Source organism: Stenotrophomonas genospecies 5, assembly GCF_054473825.1.
Genome location: NZ_JBTMUW010000001.1, coordinates 563354 through 578569 on the forward strand (window position 1 = coordinate 563354; position 15216 = coordinate 578569).

The 15216-nt window shown below is 66.8% G+C and carries 11 protein-coding genes and 1 other RNA gene; 6 read left to right on the plus strand and 6 right to left on the minus strand.

What is annotated here, in order from left to right; all coding sequences use genetic code 11:
* Positions 1-23 precede the first annotated feature (23 nt).
* The 5 genes from ACX9OW_RS02790 (at position 24) to ACX9OW_RS02810 (ending at position 7246) form a co-directional block, all read left to right on the plus strand.
* Positions 24-1247 (plus strand): efflux RND transporter periplasmic adaptor subunit, encoded by a 1224-nt coding sequence (locus ACX9OW_RS02790; protein ID WP_065181297.1) that lies wholly within the window; start codon positions 24-26, stop codon positions 1245-1247.
* A 127-nt stretch (positions 1248-1374) separates the two neighbouring features.
* A complete protein-coding gene (locus ACX9OW_RS02795) occupies positions 1375-4545 on the plus strand; it encodes an efflux RND transporter permease subunit (protein WP_053517457.1) in 3171 nt (1056 codons plus the stop codon).
* A gap of 64 nt (positions 4546-4609) precedes the next feature.
* Entirely contained in the window at positions 4610-5347 is a 738-nt protein-coding gene (locus tag ACX9OW_RS02800; RefSeq protein ID WP_459061889.1) for an SDR family oxidoreductase, read from the plus strand.
* Positions 5341-6762 (plus strand): efflux transporter outer membrane subunit, encoded by a 1422-nt coding sequence (locus ACX9OW_RS02805; protein WP_459061890.1) that lies wholly within the window; start codon positions 5341-5343, stop codon positions 6760-6762. Before ACX9OW_RS02800 ends, ACX9OW_RS02805 begins: the two co-directional genes overlap by 7 nt.
* A 220-nt stretch (positions 6763-6982) precedes the next feature.
* Complete coding sequence (locus tag ACX9OW_RS02810) at positions 6983-7246, plus strand: hypothetical protein (RefSeq protein ID WP_053517461.1); 264 nt, start codon at positions 6983-6985, stop codon at positions 7244-7246.
* Positions 7247-7264: 18 nt separating this feature from the next.
* On the opposite strand, the gene ACX9OW_RS02815 is transcribed toward ACX9OW_RS02810, so the two are convergent.
* The 6 genes from ACX9OW_RS02815 to ssrA all read right to left on the minus strand — a co-directional run bounded on the left by ACX9OW_RS02815 (position 7265) and on the right by ssrA (position 14372).
* Positions 7265-8119, minus strand: a complete 855-nt coding sequence (locus tag ACX9OW_RS02815) for an endonuclease/exonuclease/phosphatase family protein (RefSeq protein ID WP_459061891.1) — start codon at positions 8117-8119, stop codon at positions 7265-7267.
* 109 nt (positions 8120-8228) lie between these two features.
* Positions 8229-8933 carry a PA1136 family autoinducer-binding transcriptional regulator gene (locus tag ACX9OW_RS02820; RefSeq protein WP_459061892.1) on the minus strand — a complete coding sequence of 235 codons (705 nt, stop codon included), beginning with the start codon at positions 8931-8933 and terminating at the stop codon, positions 8229-8231.
* A 5-nt stretch (positions 8934-8938) separates the two neighbouring features.
* On the minus strand, positions 8939-9811 hold the full coding sequence (hchA, locus tag ACX9OW_RS02825) for a glyoxalase III HchA (protein WP_459061893.1): 873 nt from the start codon (positions 9809-9811) through the stop codon (positions 8939-8941).
* Positions 9812-9936: 125 nt separating this feature from the next.
* Positions 9937-11946 carry an esterase/lipase family protein gene (locus tag ACX9OW_RS02830; RefSeq protein WP_340044821.1) on the minus strand — a complete coding sequence of 670 codons (2010 nt, stop codon included), beginning with the start codon at positions 11944-11946 and terminating at the stop codon, positions 9937-9939.
* Between the two features lie 285 nt (positions 11947-12231).
* Positions 12232-13731: a S8 family serine peptidase gene (locus tag ACX9OW_RS02835; protein WP_459061894.1), complete on the minus strand. Its 1500-nt coding sequence runs from the start codon at positions 13729-13731 to the stop codon at positions 12232-12234.
* 287 nt (positions 13732-14018) lie between these two features.
* Positions 14019-14372: a transfer-messenger RNA gene (gene ssrA / locus ACX9OW_RS02840) on the minus strand.
* 229 nt (positions 14373-14601) lie between these two features.
* On the opposite strand from ssrA, the gene ACX9OW_RS02845 reads away from it, so the two are divergent.
* A complete protein-coding gene (locus ACX9OW_RS02845; RefSeq protein WP_322523308.1) occupies positions 14602-15174 on the plus strand; it encodes a hypothetical protein in 573 nt (190 codons plus the stop codon).
* Positions 15175-15216: the final 42 nt, after the last annotated feature.

A 15216-nucleotide genomic window follows, 5' to 3' on the forward strand; every position in this document is an offset into this window, starting at 1 on the left:
ACCCCTCCGTACGGATGCATGCCATGACTTCCCCCAAAACCACCCCACATCGTTTCGGCCATCGCATTGCGATGGTCGGCGTGTCGATCCTCGCCGCGGCGGTGCTCGCTGCCTGCAGTGGCGGCCATGCCGAAGAAGCCGGTGCACCGCCCCCGCCGCAGGTCAGCGCAGCCCCGGTGCTGGTCAAGCAGATCAGCCAATGGGACGAGTTCAGCGGCCGCATCGAGGCGGTGCAGAGCGTTGAACTGCGTCCGCGCGTGTCCGGCTACATCGACAAGGTCAACTACGTCGAAGGCCAGGAAGTGAAGAAGGGCGATGTGCTCTTCACCATCGACGCACGCAGCTACCAGGCCGAGTACGATCGCGCCGCCGCTGAACTGGCCCGCGCCCGCACCCAGGCAACCCTGGCCCGCAGTGAATCGGAGCGGGCCAAGCGCCTGGCCGAGCAGCAGGCGATCTCCACCGAGACCGCCGAGCAGCGTCGCGCTGCGGCAGACCAGTCCGGCGCAGCCGTGCAGGCCGCGCAGGCGGCACTGGATGCTGCCCGGCTCAACCTGGAGTTCACCAAGGTGCGTGCGCCGATCGACGGCCGTGCCGGCCGCGCGATGGTCACCGCAGGCAACCTGGTCACCGCCGGCGACAGCGCCAGCGTGCTGACCACGCTGGTCTCGCTGGACACCGTGTTCGTCTACTTCGATGCCGACGAAAGCACTTTCCTGCGTTACGCGCAGATGGCACGCAAGGGCGAGCGCCCGAGCGAGCGCGACAGCGACCTGCCGGTGAAGGTTGGCCTGTCGGGTGAAGAAGGCTACCCGCACGCGGGCAAGGTCGACTTCCTCGACAACCAGGTTGCACGCAGCACCGGCACCATCCGCGTGCGTGCGCTGCTGGACAATGCCGACCGGCAGTTCACCCCGGGGCTGTTCGCCCGTGTGCAGCTGCTGGGCAGTGGCCAGTTCCAGGCGATGCTGATCGACGACAAGGCCGTGCTGACCGACCAGGACCGCAAGTACGTGTACGTGGTCGACAAGGATGGCAAGGCCCAGCGCCGCGACATCCGCCTTGGCCGCACGGCGGAAGGCCTGCGCATCGTCGAGCAGGGCCTGTCCGCAGGCGACAAGGTCATCATCGATGGCGTGCAGAAGGTCTTCATGCCGGGCATGCCGGTGCAGGCCAAGGCGGTGGCGATGCAGCCGGCTGCGGCCGCCGCACCAGGCCGTGATGCCACTGCTGCGCTGAACCGCTGATCCGCCGTCTCCTGATCCGAGTTTCCGCTTAGCTGCCGGCGCCAGCGGCGGCCTTCCCTGCCTTCGTCATATCGGCGAGGGGCAGGGTGGCTGTTGCCCGCCGGCGGCATTTCCCAGGAATTCCTCCATGGACTTTTCCCGTTTCTTCATCGACAGGCCGATCTTCGCGGCGGTACTGTCGATCGTGATCTTCGCCGCAGGCCTGATCACGATTCCGATCCTGCCGATCAGCGAGTACCCGGAAGTGGTGCCGCCGTCGGTGGTCGTGCGCACGGTCTATCCGGGCGCCAATCCCAAGGTCATCGCCGAAACCGTCGCCACGCCGCTTGAAGAGGCGATCAACGGCGTCGAGGGCATGATGTACCTCAAGTCGGTCGCCGGTTCCGACGGCGTGCTGCAGATGACCGTCACCTTCCGCCCGGGCACTGATCCGGACGCGGCGGCGGTGAAGGTGCAGAACCGTGTGGCGCAGGCGCAGGCACGCCTGCCCGAGGACGTACGCCGGCAGGGCGTGACCACGCAGAAGCAGTCGCCCACCTTCCTGATGGTCGTGCATCTGACGTCGCCCAATGGCAAGTACGACACCCTGTACCTGCGCAACTACGCCCGCCTGCACGTCAAGGACGCGCTGGCACGCATTCCCGGCGTGGGCGACGCGCAGATCTTCGGTGGTGGTGACTACGCCATGCGCGCATGGCTGGACCCGGACAAGGTTGCTTCGCGCGGCCTGACGGCCAGCGACGTGGTGCGTGCCATGCGTGAGCAGAACGTGCAGGTCTCCGCGGGTCAGCTCGGCGCCGAGCCGCTGCCGAACAGCCAGTTCCTGACCCTGATCAATGCCCAGGGCCGCCTGCGCAGCGAGCAGGAGTTCGGCGACATCGTGCTCAAGAGCGGTGTCGACGGCGAGATCGTGCGCCTGTCCGACGTTGCCCGCCTGGAACTGGGCGCTGGCGACTACACCCTGCGCTCGCAGCTCGACGGCAAGAATGCGGTGGGTATCGGCATCTTCCAGTCGCCCGGTGCGAATGCACTGGAGATTCGCGACAAGGTCATCGCCACGATGGACGAGATGCAGAAGACCATGCCCGCCGACGTGAAGTACGAAGCGGTATACGACACCACCATCTTCGTGCGTGATTCGATCAAGGCGGTGGTCTCGACCCTGCTTGAAGCGATCGCCCTGGTGGTGCTGGTGGTGATCCTGTTCCTGCAGACCTGGCGCGCGTCGATCATTCCGCTGATCGCGGTTCCGGTGTCGGTGGTCGGTACCTTCGCAGCGCTGTACGTACTGGGCTTCTCGATCAACACGCTGAGCCTGTTCGGCCTGGTGCTGGCGATCGGCATCGTGGTCGACGACGCGATCGTGGTGGTGGAGAACGTTGAACGCAACATCGAAGAAGGTCTGTCGCCGACCGCAGCCGCCCACCAGGCCATGCGTGAGGTGTCCGGCCCGATCGTTGCGATCGCACTGGTGCTGTGCGCGGTGTTCGTGCCGATGGCGTTCCTGTCGGGCGTCACCGGTCAGTTCTACAAGCAGTTCGCTGTCACCATCGCCATTTCCACGGTGATCTCGGCGATCAACTCGCTGACCCTGTCGCCGGCCCTGGCCGCCCGCCTGCTGAAGGCCCATGGCGCTCCGAAGGATGGCCCGAGCCGTCTGATTGATCGCCTGTTCGGCTGGGTGTTCCGCCCGTTCAACCGCTTCTTCAAGTCCAGCTCGGAGAAGTACGAGCGCGGCGTGGCGCGCATCCTCGGCCGTCGCGGCGCTGTGTTCGTGGTCTACGCGATCCTGCTGGTCGGTACCGGTGTGATCTTCAAGCTGGTGCCGCCGGGCTTCATCCCGACCCAGGACAAGCTGTACCTGATCGCGGGCGTGAAGCTGCCGGAAGGTTCGTCGATCGCACGTACCGATGAAATGCTGCGCAAGGTCGCCAAGATCGCCCAGGAAACCGACGGCGTGGCGCATACCATTTCGTTCCCGGGCCTGAACGCGCTGCAGTTCACCAACACCCCGAACACCGGTGTGGCGTTCATTCCGCTCAAGCCGTTCAACGAGCGTCATGGCCGGACGGCGGCGGAGATCAACGCCGAGATCAACCAGAAGATCGCAGGCCTGCAGGAGGGCTTCGCGTTCGCGATGATGCCGCCGCCGATCCTGGGCCTGGGCAACGGCAATGGCTACCAGATGTTCATCGAGGACCGCGGCAACCTGGGCTACGGCGCGCTGCAGAATGCCGTGCAGGCGATGCAGGGGACCGTTGCACAGACTCCGGGCATGGCCTTCCCGATCAGCAGCTACCAGGCCAACGTGCCGCAGCTGGATGCGGAAGTGGACCGTGTGAAAGCGAAGGCGCAGGGCGTGCAGCTGACCGAGCTGTTCGACACGCTGCAGACCTACCTGGGTTCGGCGTACGTCAACGACTTCAACCAGTTCGGCCGCACCTGGCAGGTGATCGCCCAGGCGGACGGCCCGTTCCGTGAGAGCGTCGAGGACATCGCCAAGCTGCGCACCCGCAACGACCGCGGCGAGATGGTGCCGATCGGTTCGATGGTGACCATCAAGCAGACGTTCGGCCCGGACCCGGTGCTGCGTTTCAACGGCTACCCGGCAGCGGACCTGGCCGGCGAGGCCGACCCGCGCCTGCTGTCCTCGGCGGAAGCGATGAACAAGCTGACCGAGATCGCCGGGCAGGTGCTGCCGGTCGGCATGGCCACCGAATGGACCGACCTGAGCTACCAGCAGGCCACCCAGGGCAAGGCCGCGTTCATCGTGTTCCCGGTGGCGATCATGCTGGCCTTCCTCGTGCTGGCCGCGCTCTACGAGAGCTGGTCGCTGCCGCTGGCGGTGATCCTGATCGTGCCGATGACCCTGCTGTCGGCTCTGTTCGGCGTATGGCTGACCGGCGGCGACAACAACGTGTTCGTGCAGGTGGGCCTGGTGGTGTTGATGGGCCTGGCATGCAAGAACGCGATCCTGATCGTCGAGTTCGCCCGTGAGCTGGAGATGGGCGGCAAGGGCATCGTCGAGGCCGCGCTGGAAGCCTGCCGCCTGCGCCTGCGCCCGATCGTGATGACCTCCATCGCGTTCATCGCCGGCACCGTGCCGCTGGTGCTTTCGCACGGTGCGGGTGCCGAGGTGCGCTCGGTGACCGGTATCACGGTGTTCGCCGGCATGCTGGGCGTCACCCTGTTCGGCCTGTTCCTGACCCCGGTGTTCTACGTTGCCCTGCGCAAGTTCGTCACCCGCAACGGCGGTGGCCAGCTGGTGCAGCACGGCGAGCCCACCATTCATCACTGATACGGAACCCCGTCGCCGCCGGTCGATGATCGGCGGCGGCTTCTCCCTCCAAAGGCATGAATCCATGAACACCCATCAGAACAAGATCGCGCTGGTTACCGGCGCTACCCTTGGCATCGGTGCCGAGACCGTGCGTCAGCTGGCGAAGGAAGGCGTGCACACGTTGCTGGCCGGCCGCAAGCGTGAGACGGCGGTGGAGCAGGCACTGAAGCTGCAGGCGGAAGGCCTGCCGGTGGAAGCGCTGCAGCTGGACGTTACCGACGCTGCGAGCATCGCCGACGCGGTCGAGCAGGTGCGCCAGCGTCACGGCCGGCTGGACATCCTGGTCAACAACGCCGGCATCATGATCGAGAACCCGGCACAGGCACCGTCGGAGCAGTCGCTGGATACGTGGCGTCGCACCTTCGACACCAATGTATATGCACTGGTGGCGGTGACCCAGGCGTTCCTGCCGCTGCTGAAGCAGGCCAAGGCCGGGCGCATCGTCAACGTGTCCAGCATCCTCGGCTCGCAGACCCTTCACGCCGACCCGGGTTCGGGCATCTATGACTTCAAGATTCCGGCCTACAACGCCTCCAAGGCGGCGGTGAACAGCTGGACGCTGGCCCTGGCATACGAGCTCCGCAGCTCGCCGATCAAGGTGAACACCGTGCACCCGGGCTACGTCAAGACCGACATGAATGGTGGCCACGGCGAGATCGAGATCGCCGAAGGTGCGCGTTCCAGCGTGCAGATGGCGCTGATCGGCCCTGAAGGCCCGAGTGGCAGCTTCACCTATCTGGGCGAGGTGCTGCCATGGTGATCCGCACCCTGGCGGTGGCCGTTTCCAGCCTCGTGCTGGCCGGCTGTGTCACCGTCGGTCCCAATTACAAGGCGCCCCAGCAGGAGCCTGTCGTCCTGCAGGGCGCGGAGCAGCCGGTGTTCAGCACCACATCGCCCGTTGCCAGCTGGTGGGCGCAGTTCGATGACCCGGTGCTGGAAGAGCTGGTGCACGGCGCACTGTCGAGCAATCTTGACCTGCGCGTGGCCGTGGCGCGTGTCAGCCAGGCGCGGGCGGTGTTCGTCGAAAGCCGCTTCGACCAGGCACCGCACGTGACCGCAGGCGGCAGTTACGACCGCCGCAAGCAACCCGATCCGCAGCTGGGTGGGCAGCGGGTGTTCAGTGAAAGCTACCAGCTCGGGTTCGATGCGGGCTGGGAGCTGGATCTGTTCGGCCGCAAGCGCCGTGCTGCCGAAGCGGCACGCGCCGATCTGGGGGCCGAGCAGGCCAACCTGGCCGATGCGCAGGTACTGGTTGCCGCCGAAGTGGCACGCAACTACTTCGAGCTGCGCGGCACGCAGAAGCGCATCGCCGTGGCCCAGCACACACTGGTCAATCTGCGTGATACGCAGAAGCTGACCGAGGCGCGCTGGGAACTGGGTGCCGGCAGCGAGCTGGATGTGCAGAGCAGCCGTGCCCGGCTGAAGGCGATCGAGGCCGATATTCCCCTGCTGGAAGTGGCCGAGACGCTGTCCCGCAATCGCCTGGCGGTGCTGCTGGGCCAGCGCCCGGAAGTACTGGCCGACATGCTCGCGCCGCATGAGGTGCCGGCGTTCGCCAAGCCGTTGCCGCTGGGCGATACCCGCGAGCTGCTGCGCCAGCGTGCCGACGTGCGTGCGGCCGAGCGGCGGCTGGCAGCCGCCACGGCACGGGTGGGGGTGGCAACGGCCGATCTGTTCCCGCGGTTGTCGCTTTCCGGTTTCGTCGGCTTCCTCGGCGGCGACGCCAATGGCCTGGTCAACGGCAGCAACAAGGCCTGGTCGCTGACGCCGTCGTTGAGCTGGGCAGCCTTCGATTTCGGAACCGTGCGCGCACGTCTGCGTGCCAGCAAGGCCGAGGCCGAGGGCGTTGCCGCGCAGTACGAGCAGACGGTGCTGCTGGCACTGGAAGACACCGAGAACGCGCTGACACGCTACTCCAAGCAGCAGGCACGGCTGGCGATCGTGGTGGAGCAGGCGCAGGCCGCACGACGAGCCGAGTCGCTGGCGCAGATCCGCTATCGCGAGGGCTCGGAAGACTTCCTGACCCTGCTCGACGCGCAGCGCACCCAGCTGGCCGCCGATGATGCACTGGCGGCCGCCGAGGCGGAGGTCAACGTCAGCGTAGTCGGCGTATACAAGGCGCTGGGTGGTTGGGGCCAGTCCCCGCAGGCGCCGAGCGTGGCACAGGTGAATTGACCGGACGGGGACGGAGGCAGTGGCCTCCGTCCCCGTTTCCGGTCAGGGCCACCGATGGGCGGGCGCCTGCCGCCCTGCCATGCCGTCCTCCACACTTTGCGAACTCAGGCAGGGCAGCGCGGCGTGAGCCGTGGACACCGTCACATTCGTGACGCTTCTGACTCTCCCGGAAGCGCCTTCTGCCGTGTAACAAGTGGGGCGGGCCATCAGAGGACAGGCGATGACGGACGGCAAGCGGGATACCCAACGAATGTTGTTCGGCGATCCGGGACCACCCGGTGCAGGACTGTCCGTCGCGGTGGTCGTTCTGCTGGTGCTGGCGATGCTGGCCGCGGCCATCGGCTTCGTGCGGCTGCCGGACTCCATGCTGGGCCTGGGCCTGATCGGCGTGGCCGTGCTGCTGGCCATCGGCGCTCGCATCTGCCAGGCGCGCGATCAGCACCAGGCGCTGTATCGCCTGTTGGCGCGGCAGCCGCCGCGGTGAACGCGGCGGCAACCCGACTCAGGGCCGGGGCCAGTCCAGCTCGACCACCAGCGGGAAGTGATCCGAGGGCAGCACGCCGTTGATGCGACGGTCATCGGTCAGGAAGCTGCGCGCACGGAAGCCTCTCACCAGTACCCAGTCCAGCTGCGTGGTGGCCTTGCCGGTGAAATCATGGAAGGTCAGGCGCGGCCCCTGGGGAGACGCCACCTGGGTGCGTGCGTCCTGCAGAACGCGGGTGAGCGTCGCGTAGGTTCCGCCCCCGGGTTCACTGTTGAAGTCGCCCGTCAGCACCACCGGCAGATCCGGCGGCAGCGTCGCCACCCGCCTGCCGATCAGCTCGGCTCCCTTGACCCGGCGCGGTTCGTCTTCGTCGCGATAGGGCAGGTGGGTGTCCATGAAGTAGAAGCGGCGGCCATCGTCAAGGCGACGGAACAGGGCCCAGGTCACCATGCGCGGGTACAGGTTGCCCCAGGTGATGCTGCCGGCGACCTCCGGTGTATCGGACAGCCAGAAGTTGCCTGATTCCTCCACGGCCAGCACCCGCGTGTCGTAGAACACGCCCATGTGCTCATCGCCGCTGCCACCGCGCCGTCCTTCACCGAACCACGCGTAGCCGGGCAGGTGGCCGGCGAGATAGTCGGCCTGTTCCTGTACCAGCTCCTGGGTGCCGATGACGGCCGGGCGGGCATCCAGGATGACCTTGACCATCGCATCGCGGCGATCCGGCCAGCGCTTGCCTGGCGCGGTGTCGGCCGGGGTGCGGACATTGAAGGACATCACCTTCAGCGGCGCAGGGGCCGCCGCCCAGGCGATGGCGGGAAGAGCGAAGGCCAGCAGCGCACACAGCGCAGGGCGACGGAAACGCGACAGCATCGTGGAATCCCTCCATTCCATGTAAACGATTCCATGAAGGATGGCACGGATTGGCAGGGGAGGGTATGCCGGGATGGGTCATTGGCCTGGCGGCTGCACGGGGGCACGCTCAGTCTTCGATCTCGCCGCGTCGCGCGGCCGCGCGCACGGCCTGCGCCGTCGTCGCAACGCCCAGGCGCTGGCGCGCGCGGCGCAGGTGGTTCTCCACGGTGCGCGCGGACAACCCCAGCGTGGCGGCGATCTCCGCCTGGCGCCGGCCGGCTGCGACCCAGCGCAGAACCTCGCGTTCCCGCGTGCTCAGTTCGCCCAGGGGGCGTTCGGCCGGTGCTTCGGCCAGCCGGCGGGCAGCGCGGAATGCTGCTGTGCCGGCAGACTCCAGCAGCAGCCGGGCAGGCGCGGAAGCGTCGATGATCGTTCCGGCGAAACTGATTGCCCCTTCCAGCCCCGTGGTTCCGAACACGGGTACCTGCAGGCCATGCAGGCCGTCGCCGCGGGGCTGCCTGACCACCTGGTAGCGGGCCCCCCTTGCGCCGTCGCGCTTGCTCCAGAAGAACGGGGCATCGCTGTCGAGCACGTGGCGGTTGACCGGGCAGGCATGCAGGTAGCGGGCAAGATCGGTCTCACGCCCTTCGCCCAGCCAGTCGCCCTCGACCCAGTACACGCGTTGTGCGCCGCGTTCCACCCCGGTGCCGGCCGCAAACACCAGCACGCGATCGTAGCCGAGGGGCGCGGCGATCGAGCGAAGCAGCGCGCCGATCCCGGCGATCGAACGCGCCTGCTCCAGTTCCAGCAGCATCGGCACCAGCGCGGCCACGGTGTTCAGGGACCTGCCAGCGCGTCCAGCAGGGTGCGTGCGGCCAACTGGCCGAGTGCATTGCCGGCCAACGGACTATCGCCTGTCAGCAGCAGGCGATCCTGCAGCACGCTGCCGTCAATACCCTCGTTGACGATCTGCACGCCCTGCTGCGCGAGCTTTTCACCGAAGAACCACGGCAGTTGCCCGGGCATGTAGCCGATGTCCGGCGTCTGCCGGTCCATCGCATCGGGGAAGGCGCAGATGCGGTAGCCACGGAACAGCGAATCACCGCCCGCTTCATCGATCCCGGCAGCCAACAGCGCTGCAGGGCCGTGGCAGAGCGTGATGATGTAGCGCTGCTGTGCCATCGCCCAGTGCAGCGCCTTGCTGACCGCGCGGCTCTCCGGCAGGCCGATCAGTGCACCATGCCCGCCCGGAATGAAGATGGCTGCATAGTCCGACGCCGCGTCCAGCGAGGCCACGATGTCGTCCAGCACCTTCGGCTGGCGGAACCGCGCCTGGTAACGTTCGTACAGACCGCCGATGTCGCGGTCCTCGCCGGGGAACGCCCACCATTCGAACTTCACGGCGTTGCCGGACAGGGTTGCCACATCGAAGTCGAAGCCGGCCTTGTCCAGGTGATACATCGGCAACAGCGTTTCGACCGGGTGATTGCCGGTGGAGAACAGGTGGCCGTTGGCGGTCGGCAGGTAGCGCTCATCGGCGCCGATCATCAGTATCTTCCAGCGGCCATCCCGGCGTGCGTCGGCATAGTCCGCGCCGGACAGATTGCTGGTGGGTGACGTGAACTGCGAGAGCGACCAGGGCGAGGGAAAGAAGGCATCGCGCTCGGCCGGATCGGGACGGGGTTGGCGGCTGAGGTCCTGGGTGTTCATGTGGCTGGCCTGCTGTCGGGGAGGTGCGGCCAGCATAGGAGGCACTGTGCGTACGTGCGATGAGGGATTTCCCGCAACGGCTGACCCGCCGTCTCCGCCGGTGGCGAAACGGCGATCAGCCTGCGCTATTCATCGCGCCGGTCGTGTGCCTGCATGTCTTCATGCAGGATGCGCCTGAGCTCGACGATGGCGGGCGTGGCTTCCTGCACGCTGTGACCGGACACGATCACCTTCTCCGATTCGGCGCCCGGCAGATGCGAACTCCAGTACGGCACCAGTCCGTCGCTGGTCTGCTCCAGCGGTCCATCGGCCTTGGCGCGCGCGATGATGGAGTGGTAGCGCACGCTCGGAGACATCGGCAGATCGGCGACGGCCTTGACGAAGGGGTCATCCTTGTCGAGATTCTGGATGCTGTTCATCTGGTAGCCGTGCTTGCCGTCGTCGCGGTCGACGTGGCCGTCGTTGGCGATCGTCGCCACGTCCTCCAGCACGGTCAGTGGCAGCCGTACCAGACGGCCGATCCAGCGCCCGAGGCGGGTACCGGCGACGTCGGTGCCGCGATGCGGCGTGGCAATGAATACCACCCGTGAGATCTCCGGTTCCGGCTTGAACGTGAGCACCGGCGCGCCGCGGGTGCGCAGCAGCTCGCGCTGTGCCGGCGTCATCTGCGCGGTTGCCAGCAGGGTCTCGACCAGATGGTCGCCGGACGAAGACACCATCAGCCGCGAGATCACTCCGCCCATGCTGTGCCCGACCAGCACCATGTCATGCGAGGCCGCCGCCTTTCCAGTGGGATCGAAGTGCTGCAGCACGTCGGCCAGCATGTGGCGGATCGCATCGTGGCTCATCGCGATGGGCATATTGGTCGGGTAGTAGAACTGCCACACCTGGAAGTCCCGGCGGATCTCATCGTCGCGCATCAGCTCGTTGGCGACGTTGACCCATGCCTCCGGGCTGCTTGCCAGGCCGTGGATCATCAACAGCACGCGGCGCTTCGGGTCGTAGGGCTGCATCATGTACAGATGCGGGGTATCGATGCCGCCCTTGCTGCCGAACAGCGAGCGCAGCGATTGCCGGCTGAAGTTGGAGCGTGCGAGCCACAGCGCGTAGCCTGCCGTGAAGTTCGCCGCCAGTGGCACCTGCTGGCCATGCAGGGTGACTTCCGAAACCTGGTAGGGATCGTGGATCTCCACCTCCGGCTCGTCGTCGTGCAGCACTTCCCACAGGTTGTCGCCGGAGAACCGCAGCAGCACTGACATCGAGGGTGAAGGCATTTCGCTCCAGCTGCGCTGTACCGGCGCAGCGGCGCTGGCCTCGGCAGCAGGCGTGTCCACGTCGCTGCCGGGATCATCCATCACCGCCACCAGCTCGGCGCCGAAGCCATCCCGGCGATGCACGCTGCGCAGGGTGCCGGTGAACGAGAGCGCTGCGGCGGGAACCAGCTCCCTCGGCGTACGCTCGTCCAATGGCGAGCCGTCGTCCGATGGCGCCAGCACAAAGGTCCATCGACCCAGCTGGAAGCGGCTGGTGTCGCTGTGCACCCGGCCGGTAGCGTAGGCCTCGAACAGCTGCACGGAGGCTTCCTGCACGGCCAGGTTGTAGTAGTCCCGCACCTGCGTCTGGCGATCCTCGAAACCCCGCTGGTTGGCGGTGCGCTCGGTGAAGAACAGATAGGCGTAGGCCTGCCTTGCAACCTGCATCCACGCATCCAGACGCGGCTGGAACCCGGCGTCCAGTTCGGTGACCACGGCCTTGGCGCGGCCTTCCGCGGAGTACTCGCGCTTGGGGGCGGGCAGGGTCAATGCGTACTGCAGCCAGAGTTCGGCCAGGGCCGAGCGCTTGTCTTCCTCGCGCACGACGATGCTGGCCTCCATTGCATCGATGCAGGGCGGACCGGGCCTGGCGCAGACACCCTCGTCCAGCCCGGCCACGCGCAGGGTTTCCAGGGTGGCCGAGCTGAGCTTGCCGGTGGTGAGGATGTCACCGCGCTTGAGCGCGATGTACTGGCCGGGGGTAACCGAGGCGACCTGCACCGAGGGCCCGAACTGGCGCAGGGTGGCGCAGCCGCTCAGCGCCAGCAGCAGGGTGAAGACGAGAGCCGTGCGGCCGACGATGCCCATTCCCGTGGTTGCCATACGATCCTCCTGCGCGGTCGCGCCACTCTAGCGGGAGGTATGTCAAGGCGGAAGCGGCGTGCGCCGGTTCCTTCAGCGGCCGGTCGTCAATCGTCCAGATCGCTGTTGCGGATTGCCAGGACCACCGCAGCAGTACATGCCAGGACACCGAGCAGGAAGCCGATGGCCATACCGTCGAACCAGTTCATGGGTTTCGTGCCGGGAGTGTGGGAGAAGGTGGCCTGTGGATCTGACCGGCGGGCAACGCATGGCGCAGCGGCTGTGGCGGGCCGCTGCGCCCGGGCCTCAGTTGCTGGCCTCCCTGACAGCTTCTGCGGCGTCGATGATGCCCGGACCGCACCCCCCCGGGCAGTTGGCCGCCGCGATCGGATGGGCGGTGCGGCGCAGGATGTCCTTGACCTGGCTGGTGGTCTTCGGCACCGGTGCCACCGCCTGCATCAGCGCGACGACGCCGGCCACGTGCGGTGCCGCCATCGAGGTGCCGGACATGAAGTCAAAGGCATTGTTGCCCACCGTGGACAGAACGCCCTGCGCCGGATGCTGGCGGGTCGGTGCGCAGTTGGTCGAGTTCGGCGGTGTGGCCAGGGGCAGGAACTCGCCCACCGAGGCGCGGCACGACCACGTCTCGCCACCGGGCGCGGTGATATGGATGCCTGCACCGTAGTTGGAGTAGAACGCGCGGCGCCCGCCCTGGTCGTTCGCGGCTACCGCGATCACGCCGTTGCAGTTCGCCGGTGCGAACTCGGACACATCGAGGTTGCTGTTGCCCGCCGCGACCACCACGAGGGTGCCGGTGGCCGTGATGTCGTCGATCGCATCCTGCTCGGCCGGCGAGCAGGGCCGACGGCCGCCCAGGCTGAGATTGATGACCTCGGCCGGGTTGGCATTGGCGGGAACACCCGGCACGGCGATGCCAGCGCTCCAGAGCATGCCGTCGATGATGTCATCCGAGCCGCCATTGCCCTGGTTGCCCAGCACGCGTACCGGTACGACCTTCGCGTTGTAGGCCACGCCTGCCACGCCGATCTGGTTGTTGGTTACCGCCGCGACGGTTCCCGCAACGTGGGTGCCGTGCGCGATGCCCGAGGCATCGAAGGCATCCGCATCGCGGCCATCCCCATCGTCGGAACCGCCACAACCGGGATTCAGCCCGCCCAGGATGCACTGCAGATTGCTGAACGGCCGGGTGGAGGAAATCATGTCGTAGCCTGGCAGCAGGTTCGGCTGCAGGTCGTTGTTGTCGAGATAGCCCGAATCGATCACCGCCACCACGACCCCTTGGCCGGTGGAGCGATCCCATGCCGCCGGCACGCGTGCGCCACTGACGGGATTGCTGTAGTGCCACTGTTCGGCGTAACGCGGATCGTTGGGCGTGGCGAACGCACTCATCATGAAGTTCGGCTGCACGTATTCGACGTCCGGGTCGTCGGCGATGCGCTGCATCAGGATCTCGGCCTCCGGACGATCCAGTGCCTTGTCTGTCCTGATCACATCGGCGCCGCCACCCATGCGGCGCTGATGCGCCACCGCCGCAGCCTGCGCCGCACCCACCGAGCGCTTGCTGCGCTGCTGCACGCCCAGGCGCTGTTTCAGCGCATCCTGGGCGGTGTCGGCAGAGACGCGTTTGCGGCTGCCATCGCGGTACTTGACGATGAAACTGCTGTACTGCTGGTTGTTGTCCATGCCCCGTGTCCACACCCGTTCGGTGGATTGGGCGAAGGCAGGGGCACTGGCCAGGACCAGGGTGACGGCACTGGCAAGGGAAACCCGAAGCGACGTACGCATGAATACAGTTCCTTTGTGAAAGGTGCGATGAGCCGGTCGTGCCCTGGGGGCTCGACTCGAGATGAAGGGGGTATGTCCGCGCGGTCTCCTTTCTGATGGCGACCTTGAACGAACGGCTTCGCAGACCGTTCTCCCCCAGTGCGGGGGTAGGAAATTTCTGAACTGATTTACCGATGTCGAGATCGACACGCGCGGCGAGCGGTGTATACCGCAGGCAATAAAAAAGCCCGGAGATCCCCTTCTGGCGGGAATGTCCGGGCTTCTCCGGTCCTTGAAGGACCGCTCGTTGGTGGAGGTGGGCGGAATTGAACCGCCGTCCGAAGGCACTCCATCCCCAGCACTACATGCTTAGCTCGCCGTTGAATCTCGTCCCCGAACAGCACGGCGTGCAAAGCGCATCCGGGAACCAGCCTGTTGTGTTCTAGTGCCGGACTGACAGGCAGCCGTCCAGCGCGATTCCATGATAGTGACTCTACACCGCGAGCATGGACACAAGCGGTTTCGAGGCTTAGGCCTTAAGCGGCCAGAGCGTAGTTGTCGTCGTTGGCAACTAGAGTTTTGCAGCTGGATTTACGAGGAAAGCTACCCCCTCGGCATGCGCCAGGCGACTTCACAACCCCCGTCGAAACCAATGCACCCCCGGTTTCTACAGTGCTGCAAGGTACAGGGCCGATTCCGTGTCACCACGGGCAGGGCCTGCCCAACGGTTGTCATGCTACGGCAAAACAGCTGAACAGTCACCTCGCGCGGCCGGTCAATCCGCAACATGTTGTACTGCCTGTGTCATAGCGGATTGCTAACGTCTCCGGCACGGATTTGCGACACACTGGTCGTGACCATCCAGGGCAGGACAGAAACGGGAGACTGTGGGTGACCGACGCGATGCAACAGCGCAGCCTGCGCCAGCTGGTGGGCCCGGTCGGGGCGGACTATCAGCGACGGGCGTTGCCTCCCGGTTGGGTCTGGGCGCTGCTGGCGGTGCTGCTGGCGGCGACCTGGCTGACCGAACTGCCGGCCACCGCAGCGGTGGCGCTGGTCGCCAGCGCAGTGGTGGTGCATTGGCCGCAGCGTGGGCGCACCCATTGGCTGGGCTGGCGGCTGCCGGCGCTGGCGGTACTGGCGGCGTTGCTGTGGGGGCCGGACGTGCTGGCGCAGTGGTTCGAGCACGGCCTGGCGCTGACCTTGATGACATTGGCCAGCCTCAGCATCGGCGTTCACGTGTGGCAGTCGCGGCAGCTGGCGCGCCAGCTGCAGGGTGCAGCCGATGCCCTCGACGATACGCAGCTGCTGGCCCTGCTGCCGGCCGATGCAGCCCAGCTCGCCCAGCAGTGGCGGGCGGGCGATGATCGCCACGCGCCGGAACTGGCGGTGGTGATGCACCTGGCCGTGATGCACGCGGCCCTGGCGCCGCGCGCGCGCGGGCAGGGCACGCTGGCGGGTTGATGGCCCGGGCCGCCGGGCATCGCCCGGCGCCACAAGGCGGCG

Excerpts from the sequence above, each read along its gene's own strand:
- ACX9OW_RS02790 (WP_065181297.1), top strand. The coding sequence starts at position 24 with ATGACTTCCCCCAAAACCACCCCACATCGTTTCGGCCATCGCATTGCG.
- ACX9OW_RS02795 (WP_053517457.1), top strand. The coding sequence starts at position 1,375 with ATGGACTTTTCCCGTTTCTTCATCGACAGGCCGATCTTCGCGGCGGTA.
- ACX9OW_RS02800 (WP_459061889.1), top strand. The coding sequence starts at position 4,610 with ATGAACACCCATCAGAACAAGATCGCGCTGGTTACCGGCGCTACCCTT.
- ACX9OW_RS02805 (WP_459061890.1), top strand. The coding sequence starts at position 5,341 with ATGGTGATCCGCACCCTGGCGGTGGCCGTTTCCAGCCTCGTGCTGGCC.
- ACX9OW_RS02810 (WP_053517461.1), top strand. The coding sequence starts at position 6,983 with ATGACGGACGGCAAGCGGGATACCCAACGAATGTTGTTCGGCGATCCG.
- ACX9OW_RS02815 (WP_459061891.1), bottom strand. The coding sequence starts at position 8,119 with ATGCTGTCGCGTTTCCGTCGCCCTGCGCTGTGTGCGCTGCTGGCCTTC.
- hchA (WP_459061893.1), bottom strand. The coding sequence starts at position 9,811 with ATGAACACCCAGGACCTCAGCCGCCAACCCCGTCCCGATCCGGCCGAG.
- ACX9OW_RS02830 (WP_340044821.1), bottom strand. The coding sequence starts at position 11,946 with ATGGCAACCACGGGAATGGGCATCGTCGGCCGCACGGCTCTCGTCTTC.
- ACX9OW_RS02835 (WP_459061894.1), bottom strand. The coding sequence starts at position 13,731 with ATGCGTACGTCGCTTCGGGTTTCCCTTGCCAGTGCCGTCACCCTGGTC.